Annotated in this window: 23 protein-coding genes; 5 read left to right on the top strand and 18 right to left on the bottom strand. The window is 55.4% G+C overall.

What is annotated here, in order from left to right:
* Window positions 1-22: 22 nt before the first annotated feature.
* Complete coding sequence (locus ABVS15_RS06030; protein WP_369282841.1) at window positions 23-1,519, top strand: tripartite tricarboxylate transporter permease; 1,497 nt, start codon at window positions 23-25, stop codon at window positions 1,517-1,519.
* Window positions 1,520-1,534: 15 nt separating this feature from the next.
* Here ABVS15_RS06030 and ABVS15_RS06025 read toward each other — a convergent pair whose 3' ends face one another.
* Window positions 1,535-2,521 (bottom strand): LysR family transcriptional regulator, encoded by a 987-nt coding sequence (locus ABVS15_RS06025; RefSeq protein ID WP_369282840.1) that lies wholly within the window; start codon window positions 2,519-2,521, stop codon window positions 1,535-1,537.
* Window positions 2,522-2,673: 152 nt separating this feature from the next.
* Here ABVS15_RS06025 and ABVS15_RS06020 point away from each other — a divergent pair, with 152 nt between their 5' ends.
* Window positions 2,674-3,675, top strand: a complete 1,002-nt coding sequence (locus ABVS15_RS06020; protein ID WP_369282839.1) for a 4-hydroxy-2-oxovalerate aldolase — start codon at window positions 2,674-2,676, stop codon at window positions 3,673-3,675.
* Window positions 3,676-3,691: 16 nt separating this feature from the next.
* Window positions 3,692-4,657 (top strand): 2-hydroxyacid dehydrogenase, encoded by a 966-nt coding sequence (locus ABVS15_RS06015; RefSeq protein WP_369282838.1) that lies wholly within the window; start codon window positions 3,692-3,694, stop codon window positions 4,655-4,657.
* 169 nt (window positions 4,658-4,826) lie between these two features.
* Here the strand turns inward: ABVS15_RS06015 and ABVS15_RS06010 are convergent, their stop codons facing one another.
* The 12 genes from ABVS15_RS06010 to ABVS15_RS05955 all read right to left on the bottom strand — a co-directional run bounded on the left by ABVS15_RS06010 (window position 4,827) and on the right by ABVS15_RS05955 (window position 16,439).
* Entirely contained in the window at window positions 4,827-6,410 is a 1,584-nt protein-coding gene (locus ABVS15_RS06010; protein ID WP_369282837.1) for an ATP-binding protein, read from the bottom strand.
* A gap of 4 nt (window positions 6,411-6,414) precedes the next feature.
* Window positions 6,415-7,098, bottom strand: a complete 684-nt coding sequence (locus ABVS15_RS06005; RefSeq protein ID WP_369282836.1) for a response regulator transcription factor — start codon at window positions 7,096-7,098, stop codon at window positions 6,415-6,417.
* Window positions 7,099-7,101: 3 nt separating this feature from the next.
* Window positions 7,102-7,764, bottom strand: a complete 663-nt coding sequence (phoU, locus tag ABVS15_RS06000) for a phosphate signaling complex protein PhoU (protein ID WP_369282835.1) — start codon at window positions 7,762-7,764, stop codon at window positions 7,102-7,104.
* The gene (gene pstB / locus ABVS15_RS05995) at window positions 7,764-8,513 is read right to left on the bottom strand and encodes a phosphate ABC transporter ATP-binding protein PstB (RefSeq protein ID WP_369282834.1); all 750 of its coding nucleotides are present in this window, start codon (window positions 8,511-8,513) and stop codon (window positions 7,764-7,766) included. Before pstB ends, phoU begins: the two co-directional genes overlap by 1 nt.
* A 5-nt stretch (window positions 8,514-8,518) precedes the next feature.
* The gene (gene pstA, locus ABVS15_RS05990) at window positions 8,519-9,427 is read right to left on the bottom strand and encodes a phosphate ABC transporter permease PstA (protein WP_369282833.1); all 909 of its coding nucleotides are present in this window, start codon (window positions 9,425-9,427) and stop codon (window positions 8,519-8,521) included.
* Window positions 9,424-10,257: a phosphate ABC transporter permease subunit PstC gene (gene pstC / locus ABVS15_RS05985; protein WP_369282832.1), complete on the bottom strand. Its 834-nt coding sequence runs from the start codon at window positions 10,255-10,257 to the stop codon at window positions 9,424-9,426. Before pstC ends, pstA begins: the two co-directional genes overlap by 4 nt.
* A gap of 26 nt (window positions 10,258-10,283) precedes the next feature.
* On the bottom strand, window positions 10,284-11,186 hold the full coding sequence (locus tag ABVS15_RS05980) for a substrate-binding domain-containing protein (RefSeq protein WP_369282831.1): 903 nt from the start codon (window positions 11,184-11,186) through the stop codon (window positions 10,284-10,286).
* A 274-nt stretch (window positions 11,187-11,460) separates the two neighbouring features.
* Entirely contained in the window at window positions 11,461-13,155 is a 1,695-nt protein-coding gene (locus ABVS15_RS05975; RefSeq protein ID WP_369282830.1) for an FAD-dependent oxidoreductase, read from the bottom strand.
* A gap of 4 nt (window positions 13,156-13,159) precedes the next feature.
* The gene (locus ABVS15_RS05970; protein WP_369282829.1) at window positions 13,160-13,480 is read right to left on the bottom strand and encodes a rhodanese-like domain-containing protein; all 321 of its coding nucleotides are present in this window, start codon (window positions 13,478-13,480) and stop codon (window positions 13,160-13,162) included.
* Between the two features lie 12 nt (window positions 13,481-13,492).
* A complete protein-coding gene (gene trxA, locus ABVS15_RS05965) occupies window positions 13,493-13,798 on the bottom strand; it encodes a thioredoxin (RefSeq protein WP_369282828.1) in 306 nt (101 codons plus the stop codon).
* Between the two features lie 183 nt (window positions 13,799-13,981).
* Entirely contained in the window at window positions 13,982-14,884 is a 903-nt protein-coding gene (locus ABVS15_RS05960) for a DUF4428 domain-containing protein (protein WP_369282827.1), read from the bottom strand.
* Between the two features lie 28 nt (window positions 14,885-14,912).
* The gene (locus ABVS15_RS05955) at window positions 14,913-16,439 is read right to left on the bottom strand and encodes a DUF2207 domain-containing protein (RefSeq protein WP_369282826.1); all 1,527 of its coding nucleotides are present in this window, start codon (window positions 16,437-16,439) and stop codon (window positions 14,913-14,915) included.
* Between the two features lie 467 nt (window positions 16,440-16,906).
* Between ABVS15_RS05955 and ABVS15_RS05950 the strand changes: the two genes are divergently transcribed.
* Both ABVS15_RS05950 and ABVS15_RS05945 read left to right on the top strand, forming a co-directional pair.
* Window positions 16,907-17,632: a LytR/AlgR family response regulator transcription factor gene (locus ABVS15_RS05950; RefSeq protein WP_369282825.1), complete on the top strand. Its 726-nt coding sequence runs from the start codon at window positions 16,907-16,909 to the stop codon at window positions 17,630-17,632.
* A 22-nt stretch (window positions 17,633-17,654) separates the two neighbouring features.
* On the top strand, window positions 17,655-18,926 hold the full coding sequence (locus tag ABVS15_RS05945) for a sensor histidine kinase (protein ID WP_369283018.1): 1,272 nt from the start codon (window positions 17,655-17,657) through the stop codon (window positions 18,924-18,926).
* Window positions 18,927-19,020: 94 nt separating this feature from the next.
* On the opposite strand, the gene ABVS15_RS05940 is transcribed toward ABVS15_RS05945, so the two are convergent.
* The 5 genes from ABVS15_RS05940 to ABVS15_RS05920 all read right to left on the bottom strand — a co-directional run bounded on the left by ABVS15_RS05940 (window position 19,021) and on the right by ABVS15_RS05920 (window position 24,824).
* Window positions 19,021-20,241, bottom strand: coding sequence for an acetyl-CoA C-acyltransferase (locus tag ABVS15_RS05940; RefSeq protein WP_369282824.1), 1,221 nt, complete (start codon window positions 20,239-20,241; stop codon window positions 19,021-19,023).
* 68 nt (window positions 20,242-20,309) lie between these two features.
* On the bottom strand, window positions 20,310-21,440 hold the full coding sequence (iolN, locus tag ABVS15_RS05935) for a 3-dehydro-scyllo-inosose hydrolase (protein ID WP_369282823.1): 1,131 nt from the start codon (window positions 21,438-21,440) through the stop codon (window positions 20,310-20,312).
* A 19-nt stretch (window positions 21,441-21,459) separates the two neighbouring features.
* A complete protein-coding gene (locus tag ABVS15_RS05930) occupies window positions 21,460-22,479 on the bottom strand; it encodes a zinc-binding alcohol dehydrogenase family protein (RefSeq protein WP_369282822.1) in 1,020 nt (339 codons plus the stop codon).
* 41 nt (window positions 22,480-22,520) lie between these two features.
* Window positions 22,521-24,086 carry an acyl CoA:acetate/3-ketoacid CoA transferase gene (locus ABVS15_RS05925; protein WP_369282821.1) on the bottom strand — a complete coding sequence of 522 codons (1,566 nt, stop codon included), beginning with the start codon at window positions 24,084-24,086 and terminating at the stop codon, window positions 22,521-22,523.
* A 12-nt stretch (window positions 24,087-24,098) separates the two neighbouring features.
* The gene (locus tag ABVS15_RS05920; RefSeq protein ID WP_369282820.1) at window positions 24,099-24,824 is read right to left on the bottom strand and encodes an SDR family oxidoreductase; all 726 of its coding nucleotides are present in this window, start codon (window positions 24,822-24,824) and stop codon (window positions 24,099-24,101) included.
* Window positions 24,825-24,853 lie beyond the last annotated feature (29 nt).

Raw genomic sequence — 24,853 nt, 5'->3', positions numbered from 1 at the left:
TAAAAAGATGAGGTGAATTCGCTTGATTCAAGAGATCATATCTAATTTTTGCTCCGTTCAGGTCTGGATTGGCTTGGCTGTGGGCGTCATTGGCGGCATGGTGGTCGGCGCCATGCCGGGTCTGAGCGGCGGTATGGCCATCGCCCTGCTTCTGCCTGTTACTTATTCCATGGAGCCGGTGGCTGCGCTGGTGATGTTGATGGCTATTTATACATCGGCCATGACCGGCGGCTCCATCTCCGCGATTCTGCTCCACACTCCCGGTACCCCGGCCAACGCTGCCACCGCCATCGAGGGATATCCCCTGACAAAGCAGGGGCGCGGCCTGGAGGCAGTGGGCATGTCCATGCTCTCCTCCGGCATCGGCGGACTGTCCAGCGCCATTGCGCTGCTGGTCATCGCTCCCCCTCTGGCCATGGTCAGCCTGAAGTTCAGCGAGCCTGAAAGCTTTTTAATTTCCATTTTTGGCCTGACTGTAATTGGAAGCCTTGCCGGAAATTCCATTCTCAAGGGGCTTTTGATGGGGTTGGTCGGTTTGTTCCTCGCCACGGTGGGAATGGATGCGGTTACTGGTACTCTGCGCTATACCTTTGGCTCGGATCGCCTGATGAATGGAATTCAGATGGTTCCGGCTCTGATTGGTCTGTTTACCATTGCTCAGGTCATGAGCAACTGCGAGGATTATCGAAATGCCAACAAGTCCATCCTTGAGCAAAGCAATGTCACATTGGGCAAAAAGATGCTGCCCACGCTGAAAGAGCTCCCTCTCTATGCGTGGACGTGGATTGTATCCTCTGTCATCGGCATTGTGGTAGGGATCCTGCCCGGCGCGGGTGGCAACATTGGTTCCTGGATTTCTTATGATCAGGCAAAAAAGCACTCCAAGCATAAGGAGGAATTTGGGAACGGGTCCATGGAGGGGCTGGCCGCCTGCGAAACCGGAAACAACGCCGTAACCGGCGGCTCCATGATTCCTCTGATGACGCTGTCCATTCCGGGCAGCCCAAACGCAGCCATCATTCTCGGCGGCCTTTTGATTCAGGGACTGGTTCCGGGTGCGCGGCTGTTTACCACCCAGGCGCCCACCACCTACTCCATTCTCATCGGGTTTGCGCTGTCCAACATCCTTATGGTATTTGTGGGATTGGCAATCGCCCGCTACGTCGTCAATGTGACAAAAATTCCAAACTCTATCCTGATGCCCGTGGTGGTGTCTCTGGCACTGATCGGGGCTTATGCCATTAACGCCTCCATGTTTGATGTGTTTATCACCATCTTCTTTGGGTTCCTCGGTTACCTCATGAACAAGTTTGAATTGTCTTCCGCCGCACTGATTCTGGGCCTGATTCTGGGCGGTACCGCGGAGAGGGGCCTGATGCTGTCTCTGGTGATGTCTAAGGGGAACGTGCTGGGCTACTACTTGGGTCGTCCCATCTGCCTTGTGCTGATGGCGCTGATTGTGTTGTCCATCGCGGGGCCGCTGGCATCCCATATCCGGGGCAAGCAAAAAAACGGGTAAATACAGCGGGTGAACTCAGGACAGCTCGCAATCCACGCCCCCGATGCCGCCGTGGAGAATGGTGTGAGAATACGTTTTGAGTACCATGCAGGCAACCTGAATAAAGTCCATGGCGTATTGAGGCAGGGGAAAATCCTTCCGGTAAACCAGATAGAGAATGTTTTCCGGAATGTTATTGATAACGGGGAACACATGAAATGCCTGCCCCAGCCCTTTGATTTCACGCATATGCTGGTAAAAAATAACGGGAGAAGCCAGCCCCACTCCGGCGCCGCTTTTGGCCAGCTCATAGATCAGCTCCTGCTGGTCGCTTTCAAAGGCATAGCGGGGACTGAACTCGTGGGCAAAGAATTGCTCTAAGCCTTTGCGCAGGCGATTGTTCCGGCGAAGGGTAATGAAGGGCATGTCTACAATCCGGGTCAAGTCGATGCCTGCACGGAACTCCTCTAAAAATTCCCGCCACTGGTCGGGGCGGTATTGCTCCAAAAGCGTTTGGGCCATGCAGCACTGCATTTTTTCCCGGGCAAGCTGGATGCGGCACTGGTTTGGACTGGAGGGAATATCAACCCCCATGTACAGGTCAATTTTTCCTGTTTGGAGCAGCTCGTCCAGCTTTGCACTGTTGCCGTCCACCAGCTCGATGGAAATATTGGGGTGCGAAGGGTGGTAATAGTTCCAGATGGGCGGGAAAAAAACATCTCCCCTCAAGCGGGAAATTCCAACTGTCAAGGTGCCCCGGCAATTTTTATCCAGATCGGAAAAAGCCGCGCGCAGTTTGGCCTCTGAGGCCAATATCTGCCTGCCGTAAAAAACCATCTGGTGCCCTGCCAGCGTCAAGTGGAGCGTGGGGCGGCGCGCAAACAGCTGGACGTGATACTCATCCTCCAGACGTTTGATGTGGCTGCTCAGCGCCTGCTGGCTGATAAAAAGCCGTTCTGCCGCACGGGTGAAATTCATTTCCTCGGTGGTCACTAAAAAATATTCAATACTTCTGATATTCATGCGCGGCCATCCTCCTGACACAATCTTTTTATTGTTCATTTTGTAATAAATCAACCGAAAATCTTGTTCAATAAGGATCATATCATAAAATTGCAAAGGAGAAAAGAGGCCGAAGGAAAACGTATTTACAAATAAGAGCGGGAGGCTCGAACATGAGTGTAATTTTAATGGACTGTACCCTGCGCGACGGGGCTAACGTCGTGGGAAAGGGTTTTTCTGCTGAATTGACCGACATGATGCTGGATGGCCTGACTGCCTGTGGGGTTCCCATCATTGAGCTTGGCAACGCCGGTGGAATCGGGGCCTATGAGGTGGCCCGCTTTACCGATGCAGAGACGGATCAAACCTATCTGGAGATTGCTAAAAAGTATTTGAATCGGGGCTCCCAACTGGGGATGTTCCTCAATGCTAAACGCTATCGGGAAAAAAGCGTGGCACTGGCCAAGGAAAACGGCCTGTCCTTTCTCCGGGTAGGTGCGGACGCCGGAGATGCCGACGCGGCGCTCCAGTCGATTCAAGGAATCCGGAACTATGGCATGAAGGCCTTCTATTCCCTGATGAAGGCGTATCTGCTTACCCCCGGTGAGCTGGCGGAGGAGGGAAAAAAGCTGGAAGCTGCCGGCCTGGACGAAATCACCATTATGGATTCCGCGGGGACCATGCTGCCAAGTCAGGCGGCAGCGTATACCAGAGAGCTGGTTAAGGCGGTATCCATTCCCGTGGCGTTCCACGGGCACAACAATCTGGGGCTGTCTGCGGCGAATGCCATCGCCGCCTATGAAAACGGGGCCACCATTCTGGACTGCGGACTGATGGGAATGGCGCGCAGCGCGGGCAACTTGGCGACCGAACAGTGTGTGGCAATTATGCAGCGCCTTGGTCAGATGCGGGAGATCGACCTGTATGGAATGATGGACTTCATTGACCGGCGTCTGCAACCCGCCATGGAGGCGCATCATTACCACAATCCCGTCTCTCCGCTGGATTTAACGCTGGGGCTGTCAGGCTGTCATTCCAGCTTTGTGAAGAAGTTTCAGGCCGCGGCGGCGGAAAAGCAGGTGAACCTATATCGGTTGATTACGGAGGTATCTCTTATTGATCAGAAGGCCCCCTCTGACGCCGTCATTGCCCGGGTTGCAAATAGCTTGCAGTAAGGCAGAGAGGAGTAGCATGATAAAAGTAATTTTAGCGGGAAATTATCCGGATGGCACCTTTGAATCGCTGCGGGCCCTGCTTCCGGAGGATGCGTTTAATTTAAGCGCGGTGGGCAGCCAGCAAGACTATGACGCCATGACAGACGCAGAGATTATGATTCTGCGGATCTTCAAGGCCCCCGAAGAAGTAATCCGGAGAAATGCCAGATTGAAAATGATTCTGCGCTGGGGCGCAGGATTTGACTCGGTAGACATCAAAGCAGCAGGCAGTCGCGGAATTTTAGTTACCAACACGCCCGGGGCAAACGCCAACGCCGTATCCGAGCTGGCCGTTCTCTTGATGCTGGCCGTGGGGCGTAAGCTGTTGTGCCACGCCGAAAGCCTGAAAAGCGGCATGTGGAGCAAGAACACTTTTTTAAACAGCTCCTTTTGCCTGAACAACAAGCGGGTGGGGATTATCGGCGGCGGCAACATTGGTCGGCAGGTTTCGGACAAGGTTCAGTCCTTTGGTGCAACCGTGCAGTATTATGATGTGTTCCGCCTGCCCAGCGCCACAGAGCAGGCCCACAATATGACCTTTGTTCCTCTGGAAACACTTCTTGAAACCTCTGACATTATTTCGCTTCATATTCCGCTTCTGGAATCCACCCGCCATATAATCGGAGCAGCGGAGATTCAACGAATGAAGCACGGGGCCATCATCATCAACACTGCCCGCGGGGGATTGATTGATGACCATGCACTGGCCGAGGCAGTGCAGTACGGAAGGCTGGCCGGTGCCGGTCTGGATGTGGTGGAAGACGAGCCGCTTCCCGGAGATCACGTGCTTTTGAAAGACCCGAATATTATTGTGACCCCTCATGTGGCCGGTGGAACCGCCGATATCGGCGATATCATCATTCCCATGCTGGTAAAGGACATTCTAAGTTTTGCAGCCGGCAAGGAACCGGCACATGTGGTTAACCGAGAATATCTGGCGTAAGCTTCCTGCCCTCTCCCGGATTCCCTCAGGCAACGATCCGCCCTGCGAACGCTCCCGGAAAAGATTACGAGAAAAAGCTTTGCCGCGGGACCTCAAAATCCCGCGGCAAAGCTCCAAATGAAACCAGGCTTATTGGCGGACAGCTTTGGCTGTCCGCATTTTTTATCCCTCAAGGCTTTTTAAATACGCAGGTAAAGGAAGTTCCCTTGCTTTCTTCGCTTTCCACCTCCACACGGCCCTCGTGAAGCTCTGCCACATGCTTGACAATGGAAAGGCCCAGCCCCGTACCGCCGGTCTTTTTAGAGCGGGACTTATCCACCCTGTAAAAGCGCTCAAAAATCCGCCTTAAATGCTCCTCGGAGATTCCGATGCCCGTGTCCCGGACGCAAATGCGCACAGTCTGCACATCCTCGGACAGCTCCACTGTCACGCTGCCGCCCTCACGGTTATATTTGATGGCGTTATCCACCAGATTGTACAAAAGCTCGTCCGTCATGCGGAGATTGGCAGTCACGGACATATGCGGGTCCCCCAGCAGCTTCACCGCGATGCTTCGCTCTGCGGCTTTTTCTCCCAGGCTGTCGATCACTGCCTCCGCCGCGGAGTATAGGTTAAAGCGGGTAAATTCCCGGGGAACGCCCTCCTCGTCAAACTCAGAAAGGCGAATAATATCCTCAATCATGTCGATCAGGCGGCGCGCCTGCTTTTGAATTTTCCCTGCAAAGGGCCGCACGTCGGCGTCCTTTGCCGTGCCGTCGGCAATCAGTTCGGACAGGGCGGCAATGGCCGTGAGGGGCGTTTTCAGCTCGTGGGACACGTTGGCAGAGAACTCCTTGCGCTGGCGCTCCGAGGCATACCGTTCGGTCACGTCGATAAACAACACCACTGCGCCGTCAAGGGCTTCCCCGTCCAGAACGGGATTGAAATACACACTGTAAAACCGTCCGTCCAGCCGCAGGGAGGTTTCCCCCTTTTCTCCCGCCAGACAGGCGCTTGCCCGCTCCAGAAAAGCCGCGTCCCGGCAAAGCTCAATCAGACTTTTGCGAACCGCGTCCCGCGCGCCGAGAATCCGCAGGGCACTGTCGTTTGCCAGCAGTACGCGGCCTTCGGCGTTCAGCAGCAGGAGCCCTTCCCGCATGTTTCCGGTGATGGCCGTGATGGTGGCGGCGCGGCTTTCAATCTCCGCAAGCTGGAGCGACAGCTCCTGCTTCTGCGTCTCGATTTTTTCCATCAGGGGCAACAGCTCGTCATAGCCGGAGAGGTCCGGCGCGTCCAGATCAAGATTATTGATGGGAGCCACCAGTCTTCTGGTCAGTCTCCTTGCCACCACAAAGGAAAGGCACGCGGCTAAAATCAGGCACAAAAGAAGAACAGGGACAAACCGGAAAAGCAGCACGGCCAGACTGTCGGTGGTCAGCGCCAGACGCAGAATATTTCCGCCCTCCAGCCGCACGGCGTAGTAATAGGTTTTCTCGTCCAGCGTACCCGAAAGCCGCTGGTCCTCTCCGCTGCCCGTTTCCAGGGCCTCGGCCACCTCCGGGCGGTTCAGGTGGGATTCCATGGACTTCGGGTCGGCCATGTTATCAAACAGCACTGTCCCGCTTGGGTCGATCACGGAGACGCGCAGCGTTTGCAGCCCCTCCTTAATCTGGACGCCGAACTGGCCTGTGAGAATCGTCCCCCAAAGCGCGGCGAACACCACCACCGTCAGGATGATGAGCAGGCCCATATAGCGGAATATCCGTTTGTTCACAGCCTCACTCCCCAAGTTTATAGCCGACGTTCCGAACCGTTTTGATATGCTCCCCCGCGGGGCCAAGCTTTTGCCGCAGGGATTTGACGTGCACATCCACCGTCCGGCTCTCGCCCTTGTAATCGTAGCCCCACACCGCGTCCATCAGCCTATCCCGGCTTAAAACCAGCCCCGCATTCAAAAGCAGATAGCGCAGCAGTTCAAATTCCAGAAAGGTCAGGGCCACACCCTCGCTGTCCACCGTGACAGTGTGCCGCTCGTTATCCAGCATAAGATTTTCGTAGGTCAGCAGGCCCTTTTCCCGTTCGGCTGACGCGGCCCGGCGCAAAACCGCGTGAATGCGGGCAATCAGCTCTGTGACGCCAAAGGGCTTTGCGATATAGTCGTCCGCGCCAAAATTCAGGCCCCGCACCTTGTCCGCCTCGCCGCTTTTCGCCGTGAGCATGATGACGGGAATGCATTCGTACCGGGGGTGGTCCCGGAGCTTTTTCAAAATGGAAAGCCCGTCCTCCCCGGGAAGCATAATATCCAGCAGAATCATGTCCGGAAGGGAGGCACCCGCTAAAAGCGCCTCCCAAAAGCTGTCCCCGTCTTCAAAGCCGGTGCAGGCAAAGCCAGCGTTTTCCAGCGCGTAGGCCGTCAGCTCGCGGATATCCTCATCATCCTCCACAAGAAAGACCGTTTGCATGATTTACCCTTCCGATCCCGCGGCATCCTCGTGCTTTCCCGTGATGGAAAACACCACCCATTCCGCGATATTTGTGGCATGGTCGCCGATGCGCTCCAGATATTTCGCAATCATCAGCAAATCAATGGCCTGACTGCCGCTGGAGCTGTCGGCACTCATGAGCTTGATCAGGTCGCCCTTCACCGCGTCGAACAGCCGATCCACCACGTCGTCATCGGCGATCACCCGGTTTGCAAGCTCCAAATCCTTTTTTACAAAGGCGTCGATGCTCTCAGTGACCATTTTGGCGGTGGCCGCCGCCATCTGGGGAATGTGCTCGGGGGTTTTAACGTAGGGAGCCTGCGAGAGGAAAATGGAGATTTCGGCGATATCCGCCGCCTGATCGCCAATGCGCTCCATATCGGTAATCATCTTGAGCGCCGCGGAAATCAGCCGTAGATCCTTCGCCACCGGCTGCTGCTGAAGCAGCAGCTTGAGGCACATGGCCTCAATGTCCTTTTCCTGCTGGTCAATTTCCGTATCGGCCGCAATCGCCTTTTTCGCAAGAATCGTGTCCTGCTTTTTCAGCGCCTCGATGGAGGCGGCAATGGCCGTTTCCACCTGCATACCCATCTCAATGAGCATGGTGTTAAGGGTTTCCAGCTGCCGGTCAAATCTGCTGCGCATTATCCAAACCTCCCCGTAATGTAGTCTTCGCATCTCTGGTCTTTCGGCATGGAGAACACCTGCTCGGTTTCACCGTATTCAATCAGCTCGCCCAGCAGGAAAAACGCCGTCTTGTCGGAGATGCGGGTGGCCTGCTGCATGTTATGGGTGACAATCACCACGGTGTATTTCTTTTTCAGGTCCGCCATCAGCTCCTCGATTTTTGAGGTGGAGATAGGATCCAGCGCGGAGGTGGGCTCGTCCATCAGCAGAACTTCCGGCTCCACCGCCAGCGCCCGGGCGATGCACAGCCGCTGCTGCTGTCCCCCGGAAAGGGACAGGGCGCTTTTTTTCAGCCGATCCTTCGTTTCCTCCCAGATGGCCGCGTCCCGCAGGGCCTTTTCCACAATGCCGTCCAGCTTCAGCCGGGAGGTCACGCCGTGGGTCCGTGGGCCAAAGGCAATATTGTCGTAAATACTCATGGGAAAGGGGTTGGGCTTTTGAAACACCATGCCCACCCGCCGGCGCAGACGGTTCACGTCCTGCGTCGCATTGATATCCTCGCCGTCAAGCAACAGCTTTCCCGTAATACGGCAGCCCTCCACCAAATCGTTCATGCGGTTGAGGCACTTGAGCAGCGTGGATTTTCCGCAGCCGGAAGGGCCGATAAAGGCCGTAATCTCCTTCTCCTCAATGTCCATGTTGACGCCGTGAAGCGCTTTAAAGTCATTATACCATAACTGCACGTCTTCCAGTTGAAATTTTAACATGTTTCTCATCCCTTTGCGATTCTTTTTGCCAGCGCGGCCGACAGCGCGTTGATGCCCACCACCAGCACCAGCAGAACAACCGCCGTGGCGTAAGCCTGCCCGGTATACAGCCCCTCGCTGGAAAGAGCGTACATATGAATGGCCAGCGTCCGTCCGGAGGCCAGGAGGCTGTTGGGAATCTGGGCGACACTTCCCGCCGTGTAAATCAGGGCAGCGGTTTCACCCACGATGCGTCCCATGGCAAGAATCACTCCCGCCAGAATTCCCGGCGCGGCGGCAGGCAGCACGATTCGAAACACCGTGCGCAGCCGCCCGGCCCCAAGGCCGAAGGAGCCCTCCCGGTATGTGTCCGGCACGGCCTTCAGGCTCTCCTCCGCCGTGCGCATAATCAGAGGCAAAATCATAATGGAGAGGGTTAAGGTGCCCGCCAGCAGCGAATATCCCCAGCCAAGCCACGACACGAAGAACAACGAACCGAACAGGCCGTATACAATGGAGGGAATGCCCGAAAGTGTCTCGGCCGTCACCCGCACCAGCCGCACCAGACGGCTGCCCCGCTTTGCGTATTCCACCAGATAGATGGCGGTGAACAGCCCCAGAGGCGCGGCAATGAGCAAGGAGAGCAACACCATAAACACCGTTGTAACCAGCGCGGGCAGAAGGGAAACGTTTTCCGTGTTGTACTTCAACGCAAATAGGGACGGCCGGAGATACGGAATCCCGTTGACCAGAATGTGCCCGATGAGAAACAGCAACGCGCCGAAAGTGAATATGGCCGCCAGCCATGGAAAGAAGCGAAAAACGGCATCCTCAATCCTGCGGGTAAGCCTGCGAAAAAAGGCCATAGTGCGGCGCACCATTTGGCGAAGCGGGGAGCCGACCTTATAGAACAGGTTAATCAGGGTATATCTCATTTCTCACCCCTCCCCCGCAGCGCCGAGAACGACAGGTTGATCAGCAGTATGAAGACAAACAGAACAACACCGGTGGCGATCAGCGCTTCCCGGTGCAGCCCCTCGGCATAGCCCATTTCAAGCACAATATTGGCTGTCAGGGTACGGATGCCCTTTAAAATGCCTGCGGGCATGCGGGCCTGATTGCCCGCCACCATAATGACCGCCATCGTCTCGCCGATGGCGCGGCCGATGCCCAGCACCACCCCCGCCAGCACGCCGGACTTTGCGGCAGGCAGCAGCACGCGGAACACCGCTCTCTGGTGGTTCGCGCCCAGTGCCACGGCTCCGTCATACAGCTCCTCCGGTACGGCGCGGATGGCACTCTCCGTGATGCCGATGACGGTGGGCAGGATCATCAACCCCAGCAACACGGAGGCAGACAGGATGCTTTTGCCATTTCCGCCAAACAGCTCCCGCACTAGGGGAACAACGGTCACCATTCCAAAAAAGCCATAGATGACCGACGGGATGCCCGCCAGAAGATCCACCGCAGGCTTTAAAACTCTGTAAATCGGCCTGGGGCAGATTCTGGCCATAAACACGGCGGTAAAAATTCCGATGGGCACGCCAATGGCGACCGCTCCCGCCGTTACGTAGATGCTGCCCAGAATCATGGGGAAAATGCCGAAGACGGGGGGAGTGTCGCTGGGCGACCACTCCCTCCCCAGTATAAACTCCGGCAAGCCAATTTTTCCAATGGCCGGTATTCCGTTGGCGAACAGGAACAGGCAGATCAGCGCCACGGCCAGAATGCTGGTCAGGGCCGACACCATGAATACTGCCCGCATGAGGCTTTCCCTCAAACGCTGCCCTTTCATTTTACGTTATCCCAGGAGGTGGTTTCTCCGGTGAAGATGCTCTGCACCTGCGCGCTGGTCATGTTGTCGGCGGGATTTTCCTGATTCACCACCACAGCGATGCCGTCCAGCGCGATAGAGATGCCGGTAAGCTTCTCCAGCTCGGCGGGCTTCAGCTCGCGGCTGGCCATGCCGATGTCGCACACGCCCTCCATAGCGGCGGTCATTCCGGCCGTGGAGTCCGTCATTTGAATCTCAATCTCCGCGCCCGAGTTGATGGCAAGATAGGCTTCCTTTAGCTTTTCCATCACCGGTGTGACAGAGGAGGAGCCGGCCACGGTGATCTTGCCGGAAGGCTTTGTTCCCGCATAGGCAGACGCGTTTGCATCGATGGCGATATAGCTGCCGGAAACAACCTGCTGACCCTCCGCGGAGAGAATGAAGTCAATAAAATCCTTGGCAAGTCCGGTGGCTTCACCGTTGGTTGCGATGTTAAAGGGTCTTGCGATAGAATATGTGCCGTTTTTCACATTTTCGGCGCTGGCTACCGTACCGTCGATGGACAGAGCCTTCACCGAGTCGTTCAGGGACCCCAGAGAAACGTAGCCGATGGCGGCGGGGTCGCCCGCCACATTGCCCAGCATCACGTCGGTCTTGTTGGCAATGACGGCTTCCTTGGTGGTCATATCCTTTTTGGTGCCGTCCTCGCCCTTCACCTCGATGCCAAAGAGCTCAATGAACGCGCCTCTCGTTCCGCTGCCGTCTTCACGGGAAACCACGGTGATTTCACCAAGGGACTCTTTCGCGTTGTCCGTGGCGGGCGTACTGCCGCCATCGGTTTTCGCAGGCTGTCCACCGCAGCCCGCCAGGCTGACCGCCGCGAGGGCCGCCGCAAGAAACATGGTAATCGTTCTTTTCATCTGTCTTTCCTCCATATTGCGTATTCTTGATTGTTAGTCTTTGTGAGTACAGCCTAAGCATACATAGCGGGAGTTAAAAGCAAATGCGGCGTTATGTAAAAACTATGTAAAACCCCGCTTTTTCTTAAAATAAAAAATGGGGCGTGTCCGTATTCGGTTTTGCAGATAAAATAGGCCTGCGGGTCTAGCCCTATGCAGGGACAAGGTTTGCCGGTTTACATGCTGCGGAGCTCACAGGAAAGCCGCCCGCCCCAAATTTGGGGCGGGCGGCTGTTTATGGCTTTTCCATTCCGCAGGGGTGTGCCATCCGGGCGGCGGCACGGTCGCCAATAACCGCGCCGTACAGCCGATAGCCGCCGGAGAAATTAGTGCAGTCATAGCCGCTCTGGCTCAGAATCCGACAGGCGAGATAGCTCCTGAGCCCGGTCTGGCACATAACATACACAGGCTTATCGCGCCGAAGCTCTCCCATCCGCTGCCGCAGCTCATCCACCGGAAGGTTGATAAAGCCCTCCGCGTGCCCGCTGGCGTATTCCTCCGCCGTGCGGGTATCCAGCAGGGTCACGCTGCCGTCCCTTGGCAGTGCGTCCACCTCATCCCAGTGAAACTGCTTTACCGTGCCCCTTGCCAGATTGTCAACCACAAAGCCTGCCATATTGACCGGGTCCTTGGCGGAGGAATAGGGCGGCGCATAGGCAAGGTCCAGGTCTTTCAATTGCAGCGCCGTCAGCCCAGCGTGCATAGCGGTGGCCAGCACGTCAATGCGTTTGTCAACGCCGTCACAGCCCACGATCTGGGCACCCAGCAGCCGATAGGTTTCCTTTTCAAACACCACCTTCACGGTCATCACCGTACCCCCGGGGTAATACCCCGCGTGGTTCAGCGGAGAGAGCACCACCTTGTCACAGTCAATCCCGGCCTTTTTTGCCGTTCGCTCGTTGATGCCGGTTACTGCCGCCGTCAAACCAAACAGCTTGAGGACGGAGGAGCTCTGCGCGCCCAAATACCGGCTGTCCCCGCCGCAGATATTGTCCGCCGCAATGCGGCCCTGCTTGTTGGCGGGACCCGCCAGAGAGATCACCGCGTGTTCTCCCGTGATGTACTGCTTCACCTGCACCGCGTCACCCACGGCATAGATCCCCGGGACGGAAGTCTCCATCCGGTCGTTTACCGCGATGCTGTCCTTCATTCCCAGCTCTAGCCCCGCGTCCCTTGCAAGGCGGGTGTCCGGGGTCACGCCGATGGCCAGCACCACCATGTCCGCAAGAAGCGGCTCCTCCCCCTTCAGCAGCACGTTTACACCGCCGTCCGCTTCCGAAAAGCCCTCCACGGTCTGCCCCAACAGCAGCTTCACGCCCCTTTTGCGCAGCTCCGCGTGGAGAAACGCCGCCATATCCTCATCCAGCGGATTGAGCACCTGCTTTGGCCTCTGGACAAGGGTCACGTCCATCCCCAGCTCCCGCAGATTTTCCGCCAGCTCCAAACTGATGAAGCCGCCGCCGCAGAGAATCACGGATTTGGGAACCTCCCGCTCCACAAACTCCCGGATACGCAGCGTATCCTCCACAGTGCGCAGGATAAACAGCTTGCGCAGGCCCACGCCGGGAAGCTCCGGCCGGGTGGGCTTTGCGCCGGGGGCCAGAAGCAGCTTGTCGTAAGATTCCTCGAATTCCTCTCCGCTTTCCAGCTTGCGGACGGAGACGGTTTTGCGCTCCGGATGAATCGCAGTTACCTCATGGCGTACCCGCATATCCACCCGGAACCGGGCCAAAAAGCTCTCAGGGGTTTGCAGCGTCAGCTCCTCCGGGTCATCGATGATTCCGCCCACGTAGTAGGGCAGGCCGCAGTTGGCATAGGACACATAGCCGGACCGTTCAAACACCACGATTTCGGCCTGTTCATCCAGACGGCGGATGCGGGCCGCAGCTGTGGCCCCGCCCGCCACGCCGCCGATAATTACAACCTTCATGGGCTTACCGTTCCACCGTTCCCCGGTAGCTGTTGATACCGCCGATATTGGTGAGATTTGCATAGCCCATGTGCTGGAGGGCAGGAATGGCCTGACGGCTGCGCGCCCCGCTGAGACAGTATACAAACAACGGCGTTTCGTGGTCCTTTACTTCCCTTGCCGTCATGCGCAGCTGGTCCAGCGGAATGTTTTTGCTGCCAGGAATCCGGCCTGCGGCATATTCCTCCCGGGTGCGCACGTCCAGCAGAACCGCGTTGGGCGTGGAGTGAAACTGCTGTACGCCGGTATTGATGTCCGGCATTTTCAAAAAATCAAAAAATCCCATCACACTTCTCCTTTACAGCATGGAAAGAATCTGGCTCTTGGGCCGGGCGCCGATCATCTGGTTGACCACCTTGCCCTCCTTCACCATCACCAGCGTGGGAATGCTCATGATTTGGAAGGCGGAGGCCAGCTCCTGCTGTTCGTCTATGTTGATTTTTCCAATTTTCAGGTCGCCTCGCTCACTTGCAATTTCGTCCACAATAGGGCTTACCATGCGGCAGGGGCCGCACCAGGTGGCCCAGAAGTCCAACAGAACGGGCTTATCGCTTCGGACGACTTCCTCCTGGAAGTTATTTTTCGTAATATTCATGACTGACATATTTGTTTCCCCCTATGTTTTTTATTATGGTGTCATCATAGCAGGTTTCTTAATCCCTTTCAGTGATTAAATCACTTTCCCAAAAACGCTCTGCCCCACAGTGGCCCCGGCCCCAAAAGCGCACTTCGCGCCCCGCCCAATAGGGGCGGGGCGCGGTCGCTATTATTTTTAAATGCGACGGGGTCAAATCCCCATGAGCTGCCGCTTTTTTTCGTCAAAATTTTGCTGGGAAATGGTGCCGTCCTTCATCAGTCCCTTGTCTTTTCTGATTTCCCCAATTGCATTGGCAGGGGATGCGGGGACGGCCTGCGTTTCCTGCGCCGCGCCGGGCCCGGCGGACCGCTCGGCTGCGTCCGGGAAAGACACCGCCTGGAGCGCAGCCACCAGCTTTTCAATTTCCTCCACGCTGTGCTGGTAATCGCACAGATAGTCGCTCACATCGGGGAGCTCGTTTGAAAATCGCGGGCCGTCCATGTCGCATCTCAGGACCGACCAATAGGGATGCTCGAAATGCAGTTCCACATGAAACGCCCGAAAGGGCTCCTGCATATTAAAATACTGCGTATGCGCCGATCCGTTTTCCTTCCCGTCGTCCATCCGGTCAGGGGTGCAGGCCATCTGCTTATTTATGATGAATTGAGCAACCTGCGGCGCCAACGCCATGGCACGCCCGGGCACAGTGCTGGGATACCGCAAAATGCCGGTCGCCGAGCCTTCAAACAGGGGTACTCTGTCTTCCTTAATCACAAAGGACTTAAGCTGATCGGCCTCAAAAACAGTCTTGTCGGGGACCTCGCTGATGCAGAACAGCTTATTTTTAAAATCGAAAATCACCTTGGGGTCCCATAGGCCGAAGTCAATCCGCTGGTCAATCAAGAACTGGTCCTTCAATAGCTGATTCTGCTCGTAAAACATCAAATATTCCCGAAAATCATGCATTGACAGATTGATTTGCCTCTCCGGGTCGATATCCAGCTTGCCATGACAGGCGTTGCACACGTACTCCCCCTCAATTTTCCACGGAAAAATCAGCGGAATTTTACTCCCACAGATGGGGCAAGGGGGCCTTTTAGAAAATAAGACCATATTCATTTCCTCCGTATGTAATTAATAATTATCTTGTCCCGCCACCCGAACTGCCGCCGATGGAATCGCCGCCCCCGCCAAGGGAGGCTAACCCACCTCCGCCGCCCCCACGTCTTTCCTGCTCTCGCTGCTGCTCGGCTCTTTTCATCGTCGTGTAAAGCAAATAGTGGCAGGAATAAGCGGCGGTCATGCTTTGGCTGTACTCGGTCAACTGGTCGGAAATCTGCGGATAGAGCGCTTTCATCTGCTCGGCCACCCGATCAGCAATGCCAAACAGCATGGCATAGGTCAAAAGCTCCCGCCAAATCGGGATTTCTCCAACGCCCCGTTCTGCCACCAGTGAAAAATCCGTCAAATATCGTTTCAAACCCAGCAGCTCGCCCAGCTCCCGCTCCCCGGCGGGCGTCAGATCGGTGAGCTTGCCGGGCATGACCCACCGTTTCAGGCAGTGCTTTTCATTTAGATAGGCTTCGCCCGCGGCGGCGCATTTTTGCAGGTAGGCCCGCAGAAGCTTGTCATTCCGGTCCGCAAATCGCGTGAGCTCCTTGGCCTGTAAAACAGCGTCCACCCCGGCGGCGCTTTCCAGCATCGTATAGAGATACTCATCATACTCGTTCATGACGTCATGCCTGCCGCCCGCGAGCCGCAGGCTGACCGTTTCTTTCGTCTTGCCCACGAAGCCGACCTCCTGCGTTTCCAAAGGAGCCAGGCAGCCAAGCTGAATCAGGCGCAGCATTCCCGTGGCGAGAATCGCGCCGTCCTCGCACGCGTCAAACCGTCTCCCCATTGCATAGGCGGCGTTTAGATTTCCCCCGTTGGGAATGTCCCGGAAATAGCCGAATCGCTCTGCAAATTGGTTCAGCTTTTTTGCCCTGCCCTTTTTACTGCGGCGGCGGAAAAATACCACAAGCACAATAGGTACCCACACGAGAATCGCGAAGCCTAAAAGCATGTCAAAGAGAGCGCCATTCTCGCCACCAGAAACAGAAGCATAATCGCTGCCCTCAAGCGCCGTCTGTTTGACCGCTTCAAAGCCGCCTGATTCCTTCCGCGCAGGGGACAATATCCCCTTTTTAAGAGAAAACGGCACCGTCACATGGTTTTCTGGATAGAGCGAACTTTCCGTATAGGCAAAGATGGCGCCGTCTGAAAACTTCACCTGTCCCCGATATCCAAAGCCCCAGATATCCGCAATTTTATCTGTGATGGGGGTACGGTCGGCCAGCGGGATTTCAACTCTCACATTTGTGGGAGTGGTATTCATTCCGTCGTTTACAAATCCAAAGCTGCCCCCATCCCGGTCACTGTATGCACCCCCTGCATCCGAAACCTGCAAGCCACTGATTGTGAGATACTCAGGCGCATTCATGGGAATATAGTGTTCCGTTCCCTCATGGGACTTGCCTTCCCATACCTGCGTCACCTGCATGGAGCCAGCCTCATCAATAACCGCCTGAACATCCATGGTATTCACCTGATTTGCCGCTGACGCGGGAGCCAGGCAGGCCTCTGACATGCCAAGGCATAAAAGCAGCGTGCATACTGTTTTTCGCATAAGGAACCTCATTTCATACCGGGTATTTCCGCCTGATGGCTTGATAAACGCGCCTTCATCCCGCGGCCCGCCTGCGGTCGTTGCTATTGCTCAGCTTTTACAGTGGACATTACAAGTTTGATGTTGTCCTCCGAAATGCTGCCGGAATCGGCGGCATCCGATGAGCCGGGAATGCCTGACGAGGCTGTGGCATCAGGCTTATCAGCAGAATTTACGCTTTCTCCGCAGGCTGCAAGGCTCAGCGCCATTATAAGTACCGGTCCCCTTTTCATTTCAAATTCTCCGCTTTCTTCCGGGTCCTGTATTTTAGATTGCTTTCCGGCACCCAATTTATCAAATATTTGCCAACAAAACCAATCGGCGCACGAAACATGATTTTTTTGACATGAATCATCGTTTCAGAAATTTGATTTTTATGGTAGAATCAGTTTGGAAAAGTAGAATTGCGCAGGAAAAGAGGGATGCTTATGCTGCAAATTTCGATCTGTGACGACAACCTCGACGAGCTGACCAATATGGTCCGGCTGATTAACCTGTACAGCGCATCCAAAAATTTAAGCTGTGAGCATGCCGTTTTTCCAAACGGATTTGAGCTGGTTTCGGCTCTTGAAAAGGGCAAACGGTTTGATATATATTGCCTGGATATTATTATGCCGGGCTTTACAGGCATTGATGTAGCAAAGGAAATCCGCGCATTTGACAAAACCGCCCCCATTTTGTTTTTTACCTCGTCGCCTGAATTTGCCTTGGAGAGCTACTCGGTGAAAGCCATTAATTATGTTCTCAAGCCCATCTCAAAGGAAAAACTGTTTTTCACCTTTGACGAACTGCTGGAGCAGTTGCATTCGAAAAAAGAAGAGGACTCGGTGATTGTAAAGAGCAGCGAGGGGCTTCAAAAAATATTGATCTCCAATCTGGCCTTTGCAGAGGTCCTCGGCAGAAGCGTGCTTTATCACCTGCGCTCTGGCAGGGTCGTCGAATGCACGGAGCCTTTTTCCGCCGTCTGCGATAAGCTGCTGAGGCATACATGCTTTATAAAGCCCCATCGCTCCTATCTCGTGAATATGCAATACATCGATACCGTTGAAAATCATCGGTTAACCTTGCAGTCCCTTTCCTCTGTTCCCATTGCCCAAGGAAAGGCCCGGGAAATCAGGCAGCAGTATCTGTCCTATCAAATGGAGCGAGAATAAGGAAATGGGGGCGTGTTTTAACATGGTGGTAACGGTCATAGGACTTCTCCGCTTTGGATTTTCCCTGGTCTTTGGCATCACGGTGTCGAGTCTTTTTGCGGGGATATCGCCCACAAGGGAAAACAGGCGCTCCACGGTGTTTCTCTGCGTTCTCTTTCTTGTTTGCCAAACGGCCAGCTGGTGGCTTTTTGGCCTGGATTTAACGTCAAAGCTGTATCCGGTGATCATTCACCTGCCCTTGATCGTGATATTCTCCCTGTACTATAAGCGCCCCTGGCTTATATCCGCCGCCAGCGTGCTTTCCGGCTATCTTTGCTGTCAGACGCCGCGCTGGGCGGGCTTCCTTGCAGGCGCCATCTTGAAAAGCAGGCTTGCAGACCACATTTTTTATATTGCCGCGATATTCCTGTTTTACTATTTTCTGAAAACGTATGTAGCCGGATCCGTTCGCCAGCTCATGGAAAAATCCTGCAAATCCTGCCTGCTTTTAGGCGGCGTTCCCCTTTTTTACTATCTGTTCGACTATATCACCACCATCTATACCGACGTGCTTTACAGCGGTGCGGAATGGGCGGTGCAGTTTATGCCCTCGATGATTTCCATTTTCTATTTTGTGTTTGTCATTCTCTACTACGCCGAGACGCAAAAGCAGGCGGCCCTGCAAAGGGAGCGGGACATGCTGGACGCCCAGTTTCGGGTGGCACAGACGGAATTTGCCTCGCTGCGGCAGCTTCAAAACAATGCCGCCGCCTATCGGCACGACATGCGCCACCATTTCTCCCTTTTACAAGGGTTGGCCGCTGAGGAACACATCGAAGAAATCAAAGAATATCTCAGGACCGCTCAATCCGATATGGATGCCATTACGCCCACCCGCTTTTGTGAAAACGAAACCGTCAACCTGATTTTATCCGCCTTTGCTGCCAGAGCGGCCCATGCGGAGATTCTGCTGACGGTGGAGGCACATCTGCCCGATGCGCTTCCCTTCAGTGACACAGAGCTTTGCTCCCTCCTGTCAAACGCCTTGGAAAACGCCGTCCTAGCCTGCGAAAGCATTTCCGAGTGCGGCAAGCGCCGTATCAGCCTGCGGATATATTCCAAAAACACAAAGCTGTGCATCGACATCCGCAACAGCTATCAAACAGAGCCGGTTTTTTATGAAAGCCTGCCTGTTGCAAAAGAGCAGGGGCACGGCTTCGGCACAAAAAGCATGGTACATATCGTGGAAAAGCATGGCGGTGTATTTCAGTTTTCCGTCAAGGATGGATGGTTTATCTTTCAGGCAACTGCATGAGCATTTAGGGGCATGGCGTTTCGCCCATCAATGCACACGGGTGCAAAAAGCAACAGGCACTCACCGACGATCCGTTCGGTGAGTGCCTGTTTTTTCAGCAGCGTTTGATTACCACTGCCGTCCCCATGCCGCCGCCGACACAAAGTGTCGCCAGTCCATAGGTCCGCGTTCTTTTTTTCAGCTCATGCATTAATGTAACAAGAATGCGGGCGCCGGAGGCAGCCACCGGGTGGCCCAGTGCGATGGCGCCGCCATTGACGTTGGTTTTCTCCAAAATTTCTTCCTCAGTCATGCCGTAATGGGCGCTCCATTCTCTGATGCAGCCCACCGACTGGGCGGCAAAGGCTTCGTTCAACTCTATCAGGTCCACGTCCCGCAGACTTATCCCCGCCTGCTCCAACGCTTTTATGACGGCCTTCACCGGGCCAAGCCCCATAATCGCCGGGTCGATGCCAACCGTGGCAGAAGAAACAATTTCTGCAATGGGCTTCCAGCCGTTTTTCTCCACCGCGTCCCCGCTTGCCAGCAGAATTGCAGCCGCGCCATCGTTCAACTGACAGGCGTTTCCCGCTGTGACGGTGCCGCCCTCTTCCTTTTTCTTAAAGGCGGGGCGCATCTTACTCAGCGTCTCATACGCGGTATCGGGCGTGTTACTCTCGTCCGTGTCAAATACATATTCCCTGCCCCGGTGATCCTGATAGCGGATGGGCACAATCTCCTCTTTAAAGCGTCCGGATTCAATGGCCCGCTGCGCGAGTCCTTGCGAGCGCACGGCAAAGCGGTCCTGCTCCTCCCGAGTCACGCCCTTTTTTGCGGCAACATTTTCCGCCGTCATGCCCATGAGATAGCCGTTGAACTGATCAATCAGGCCGTCGCAGTAAAGGGAATCCTGCACACTCACGGCGGCATTTCCCATTTTCACGCCCTTGCGCACCTTGTCGGTGAGAATAAACGGAACCTGCGACATGTTTTCCACCCCACCGCACAGCACGAGTTCTTCCCCCGCCTGAATGGCGTTGTATCCGAAAATCAGTGCCTTCAAACCGCTTCCGCACTGCATGTTCACCGTTGTGGCCGGTACAAAATCAGGGATGCCGGCTTCAAGCTGCGCCCGCCGGGCGATAGACGGCCCCTGCCCTGCGGAATGCTGATGGGCAATGATCACCTCATCAATGTCCCCTTTCTCCACGCCGGTTTCTTCTACCAAGGCCCGTATCACCTGTGCAGTCATGTCGCCGGGCTTTACAGTGGAAAGGCTTCCCAGGAATTTTCCGATGGCGGTGCGCTTGCCGCCGATGATATATACCTTTCGCATAAATCTCCTCCTAATCAAGTAAAACAGGAAAGACGGGCGCGTATCGCGCCCGTCTTCTCCAAGACCGCTCAGTCGTTAAACACGCCGACCTTCTTCAGCGCGTGAACGGACTTCCAGCCCTCGCTCAAAGGCTCCTTGAAGCAGTCGGCCAGTTCCTCGGCAGACCGCAGCGTCATCATTTCAGGCACTTTCCCGGCGGGATAGGCCGCCAAAACCTCGTCCATCAGCAGCGTGATGTATTCGCAAATACAGGCCACAGGGCGCTTGGCCTTTTCTGCGGTGGCCCGCCGGGGATACCCCACAACACCCTCGGGCGTGCCGAAGCACTCCATGGCGTTGTTGCCCTGCACCTCCACCCAGGAGTGGGGGCGGCGATAGGCATCGCAGGCGGTGTCATAGTGACCCGCCAGCATCAGGCTCTTGGGCTCGGTATCCACGGCGTTTGTAAGGTCCAGCATCTCCGGGAAAAGCAGCATGCCCACGGAAGTCTCGGATTCGTCCGCATGGACGAACTGGGAGGAAACAAAATCGTCCTTATTGGGTTGGGCATAAAAGAACTCACGGACAACGCGGTGCCAGTCCACCAGCGTGACAAACGCGGGAAGCTGGAATCGCTTGAAGAACTCCTGAATGGCGGCCTCAATCATCCAGTGATGTCCGTGGTTGTTGACGAGAATAATTTTGCGGAAGCCGTCGTCCCAAAGGCCCAGCATGGTGTAAATCAGCATTTCCTGCACGGTCTGCTGAGGGATGATCACGGTGCCCGCCATACCCACATGATGATAGGGATGCCCACCGTAGTTCAGGGGCGGGAAGGCCAGCGCCACCTCGCGTCCATCCCTGATAGACTTCCGCTTTACGCCCTCGCAGATTTGGCTGACCATGAAGGTATCCAAGCCGCTGTTAGCGTGCAGGCCGTGGTTCTCCGTGCAGCCGATAGGTACAATGACCACGTCGTTCTTTTTGCGCAGCTCGCAGACCTTGGAGCGGGGCGTATTCTGGATATAGGTTCCCGCCGTGCCGAAGCCGGAGGGCGCGGGAATACCGTATTCCGCTGTCAGGATGCGGTCAATCTCGGACATGGGCGCATCCCAGATGCGCTTTTTCAGGCGGCCAACCGTGGTGTCCTCGAACACAATTTCAGGAAGCTCTGTGGTGAGCCATTTGCCCTGGGGATTCAGATTTCCAGTGGTAGACATAGGTGTTTCCTCCGTTATATTAAAATTTGATAAGAGTTTTCAGGTTAAACCCGACTCTTTTATCCAGACTTTCAAACATGACCGGAGCCTCCTCCAGCGTGCATTCACCGGTAACAAGGGTTTCGAGGTTGATTTTTCCGGTGCACGCAAGCGAAATCACCTCCGTAAACTCCCGGGCGGTTGCGTTGCGGCTGCCGTAAATCTCCAGCTCCTTTTTCTCAATGATGTTAAAAATCAGCTCCGTGGGTCTGCTTGTAATTCCAACCTCCACCACGCGGCCGCGATGAGCCGCGGCCTCAATACAGTTGAGCATGGTGGAGGGCTGTCCCGCCGCTTCGATGGCAACGTCAAAGCCGTCTCCATTGGTGAGTGCGTCCACCTTTTCGCGGAAGGTGGACTGATCATTATTGAAAATCACCCCGTCCGCACCCAACTGTTGCGCAAGCTCCAGCTTTTTTTCCGAGACATTGCAGACATAGACCTCCGCGCCCAATTGCTTTGCCGCCAGCAAGGCACCCATTCCAATGGTCCCCGCACCTACAATCAGAACCCGGTCGCCGGGTGTGACCCTTCCCCGCTTGACCGCGTGATAGCTGATGCAAAACGGCTCAACCAACGCCAAGGCTCTCGGTCCCAGTCCGTTTCCGGAATAAAGCCGTTCTATCGGCATCGTGATATATTCGGAAAAGCCCCCCTCACGAGCAAGGCCCATGGTTTGGTTTTCCATGCAGCAATTGACATAGCCGCGTCGGCAGGAATAGCATTTTCCGCAGTTAAAATAGGGATTCAGCGTCACCAGCATGCCGGGCGCAAGCCCCTGCGCATTCCTGCCGATTTCCAATATTTCCGCCGCAATTTCATGACCGGGAATTTGGGGGTATGTGGCGTAATCATTCATGCTGCCGCGGTATAATCCCAGATCGCTGCCGCAAATACCGCCGTAAAGCACCTTCAGCAGCGCCTCCCCCTCTGCCGGAGCAGGCACTTCGCGCTCAAAAATCCGCATCTGATGGGGAGCTGTTACCTGTAAGCATTTCACGCCTTAACACCTCCTTTTCTCATAGTTTCTTTTCTCCAGTCTCAAAACGTCAGACCCATTGCTTCCTCTCGGAATATCCGCGGGTCCATGGTTTTAAGGTCGTGTGCAATCAGCGGTGCAAACTCCATCTGTCCCAGCACATCCCGTTCAAGGTCAACGCCCGGCGCAATTTCCGTGAGCATCAGTCCCCCGGGCGTCAGCTTTAAAACCGCCCGCTCTGTTACAAACAGGATATTTCTCCTGTCTTTGGCTGCAATTTCGCCATTGAAGGTAATCTGCTGCAAGGACTGAATGAACTTTTTGGAGCTTCCCTCTTTCCTAATGACCAACTCACCCGCCTCGGAGATTCTGGTTTCCAGTCCCTTTGCGGTAAAAGTGCCGCAAAGGACCATGTTTTTAACGTTTTGGGAAATGTCGATGAAGCCGCCGCAGCCGGTCACCATTGTGCCAAAGCGGGATACGTTAATGTTTCCTCTGTCGTCGCACTGGGCAAGCCCCAAAAACGACATGTCCAGACCGCCGCCGTCAATAAAATCAAACATATAGGGCTGGTCGATAATCGCGTCAGGACAGATGCACGAGCCGAAATTCATATCGCCCAGGGCAACGCCGCCGATGGCCCCGCTTTCGATGATGGAGGTAAAGCGCCCACTTTGTCCTTCCTCATTTAAAACGGCCATCACCGTTTCGGGGATGCCAATTCCGAAGTTCACCACCTGCATCTTCCTGTCAAGGCACATGGCCGCCCTCCGTCCGATGATTTTGCGAATCCCCATCGGCGTGCGCACCGCCGTTCCCTCTACAACAATGTCGCTGCGGGTAAAACGGGGGTCAAAATATGTGCCGTAGTTTTGCCGATGATATTCCTCCGGCTTCGTGGTCACCACAATGTAGTCCACCAGAATGTGGGGAATCCGCACATTCTGGGGCAGGATTGCGCCTTTTTTTACCACCTTCTCCACCTGCACGATGACGATGCCGCCATGATTTTTCGCAGCGGTGGCAATGGAGATTCCCTCCAGTGTCAGCGGCTCATTTTCAAAGGAGATGTTGCCCTGCTCATCGGCTGTGGTGCCGCGAATCATTGCAACCGTCACCGGTGGAACATGGTAGCTGAGATACGCCTCGCCGTCGATTTCCACCTTATCCACCATGGTCCCCGTCGTAATGCCGTTGACCCTGGCGCCGTCCAAATCGGGGTCCACAAAGGTTCCAAGCCCCACCTTGGTAATCAGCCGCGGGCGCATAGCCGCACTTTCGCGATAGAGATGGGAGAGGATGCCCTGCGGAATATTAAATGCCTCGATTCTTTCCTGCTCCACCATGGCGCCAAGCTTTGGAATTCTTGCAAAGTGGCCGCCAATCAGCCGCTTTACCAGTCCCTCGTGGGCAAGGTGATTGTTTCCTGCGTCCCTGCCGTCTCCGACGCCGCCGGTATGCAGCAGCGTCAACTCTCTGGGGTGTCCCTCCGCGAGGAAACGGGTTTCAATGGCAACATTGATTTCCTCCGCCGAGCCGATTCCCAGAAAACCGCCAATCCCCACATAGGCCCCGTCGGGGATTGCTCCGGCGGCTTGCTCAGCCGATACAAATTTTTCATTCAGCATGGATGTACCGCCTTACAGCCGCAGGCCACCGTTTACGCAAACCACCTGCCCGTTAATGAAGGACGCTTCTTCGCTGGCAAGGAACAGCGCCGTGTTGGCAACCTCAACGGGCTGGCACATACGCCTGAGCGGCGTGCGGGCAATCAGGGGGTCCAAAATCTTTGCCGGAATGGTCTTTGCCATTTCGGTTTCAATGTTATCGGGCGCCAAAACATTGCAGCGGATCTGCTCCCCGTGGAGATTCAGCTCCTTTGCCCACGAGTAGGTCATTCCAATCAGGCCCGCCTTTGTGGCGGCATAGTTGGTTTGGCCGATGTTGCCGTAAACGCCGCTGCCGGAGGAGATGGAGAGAATACAGCCCGTCTTTTGCTCCCGCATAAAGAGAACGAGGGCCTGCGTAATATTGAAGGTCCCCTTCAAATTCACATTAATGACCGCATCCCACTGCTCCTCCGTCATTTTATAAAGCATCGCGTCTCTGGTAATAGCAGCGTTATTGATAAGGACGTCCACATGACCAAACTCCTCTCTCACCTGCAAAGCAAAGGCTGCGAGAGCCGCGCGGTCGGTAATGCTCAGCTTCACCGGGCGCACCAGCGGATGCTTGTAGCCGCCCTCCGCCATGTCGACGGAGTAAATCATCTCGGGGTTTTCCTGCGCGAAGCGCTGGCACATGCAGTAGCCAACGCCTCTTGCGCCGCCGGTAATTACAACAACTTTTCCTTTTAACCTGTCCATAATGGCCATGTCCTTTCCAAGTCCGTGCT

This window comes from Oscillibacter sp. GMB15532 (assembly GCF_041020825.1).
In the GTDB taxonomy this organism is placed as follows: Bacteria; Bacillota; Clostridia; order Oscillospirales; family Oscillospiraceae; genus Oscillibacter.
Note: the sequence above shows the minus strand (reverse complement) of the source record. Positions and strands in the feature narration are given on the sequence as shown.

Excerpts from the sequence above, each read along its gene's own strand:
- ABVS15_RS06025 (WP_369282840.1), bottom strand. The coding sequence starts at position 2,521 with ATGAATATCAGAAGTATTGAATATTTTTTAGTGACCACCGAGGAAATG.
- ABVS15_RS06020 (WP_369282839.1), top strand. The coding sequence starts at position 2,674 with ATGAGTGTAATTTTAATGGACTGTACCCTGCGCGACGGGGCTAACGTC.
- ABVS15_RS06015 (WP_369282838.1), top strand. The coding sequence starts at position 3,692 with ATGATAAAAGTAATTTTAGCGGGAAATTATCCGGATGGCACCTTTGAA.
- ABVS15_RS06005 (WP_369282836.1), bottom strand. The coding sequence starts at position 7,098 with ATGCAAACGGTCTTTCTTGTGGAGGATGATGAGGATATCCGCGAGCTG.
- phoU (WP_369282835.1), bottom strand. The coding sequence starts at position 7,764 with ATGCGCAGCAGATTTGACCGGCAGCTGGAAACCCTTAACACCATGCTC.
- pstB (WP_369282834.1), bottom strand. The coding sequence starts at position 8,513 with ATGTTAAAATTTCAACTGGAAGACGTGCAGTTATGGTATAATGACTTT.
- pstA (WP_369282833.1), bottom strand. The coding sequence starts at position 9,427 with ATGAGATATACCCTGATTAACCTGTTCTATAAGGTCGGCTCCCCGCTT.
- pstC (WP_369282832.1), bottom strand. The coding sequence starts at position 10,257 with ATGCGGGCAGTATTCATGGTGTCGGCCCTGACCAGCATTCTGGCCGTG.
- ABVS15_RS05980 (WP_369282831.1), bottom strand. The coding sequence starts at position 11,186 with ATGAAAAGAACGATTACCATGTTTCTTGCGGCGGCCCTCGCGGCGGTC.
- ABVS15_RS05975 (WP_369282830.1), bottom strand. The coding sequence starts at position 13,155 with ATGAAGGTTGTAATTATCGGCGGCGTGGCGGGCGGGGCCACAGCTGCG.
- ABVS15_RS05970 (WP_369282829.1), bottom strand. The coding sequence starts at position 13,480 with ATGGGATTTTTTGATTTTTTGAAAATGCCGGACATCAATACCGGCGTA.
- trxA (WP_369282828.1), bottom strand. The coding sequence starts at position 13,798 with ATGTCAGTCATGAATATTACGAAAAATAACTTCCAGGAGGAAGTCGTC.
- ABVS15_RS05960 (WP_369282827.1), bottom strand. The coding sequence starts at position 14,884 with ATGGTCTTATTTTCTAAAAGGCCCCCTTGCCCCATCTGTGGGAGTAAA.
- ABVS15_RS05955 (WP_369282826.1), bottom strand. The coding sequence starts at position 16,439 with ATGCGAAAAACAGTATGCACGCTGCTTTTATGCCTTGGCATGTCAGAG.
- ABVS15_RS05950 (WP_369282825.1), top strand. The coding sequence starts at position 16,907 with ATGCTGCAAATTTCGATCTGTGACGACAACCTCGACGAGCTGACCAAT.
- ABVS15_RS05945 (WP_369283018.1), top strand. The coding sequence starts at position 17,655 with ATGGTGGTAACGGTCATAGGACTTCTCCGCTTTGGATTTTCCCTGGTC.
- ABVS15_RS05940 (WP_369282824.1), bottom strand. The coding sequence starts at position 20,241 with ATGCGAAAGGTATATATCATCGGCGGCAAGCGCACCGCCATCGGAAAA.
- iolN (WP_369282823.1), bottom strand. The coding sequence starts at position 21,440 with ATGTCTACCACTGGAAATCTGAATCCCCAGGGCAAATGGCTCACCACA.
- ABVS15_RS05925 (WP_369282821.1), bottom strand. The coding sequence starts at position 24,086 with ATGCTGAATGAAAAATTTGTATCGGCTGAGCAAGCCGCCGGAGCAATC.
- ABVS15_RS05920 (WP_369282820.1), bottom strand. The coding sequence starts at position 24,824 with ATGGACAGGTTAAAAGGAAAAGTTGTTGTAATTACCGGCGGCGCAAGA.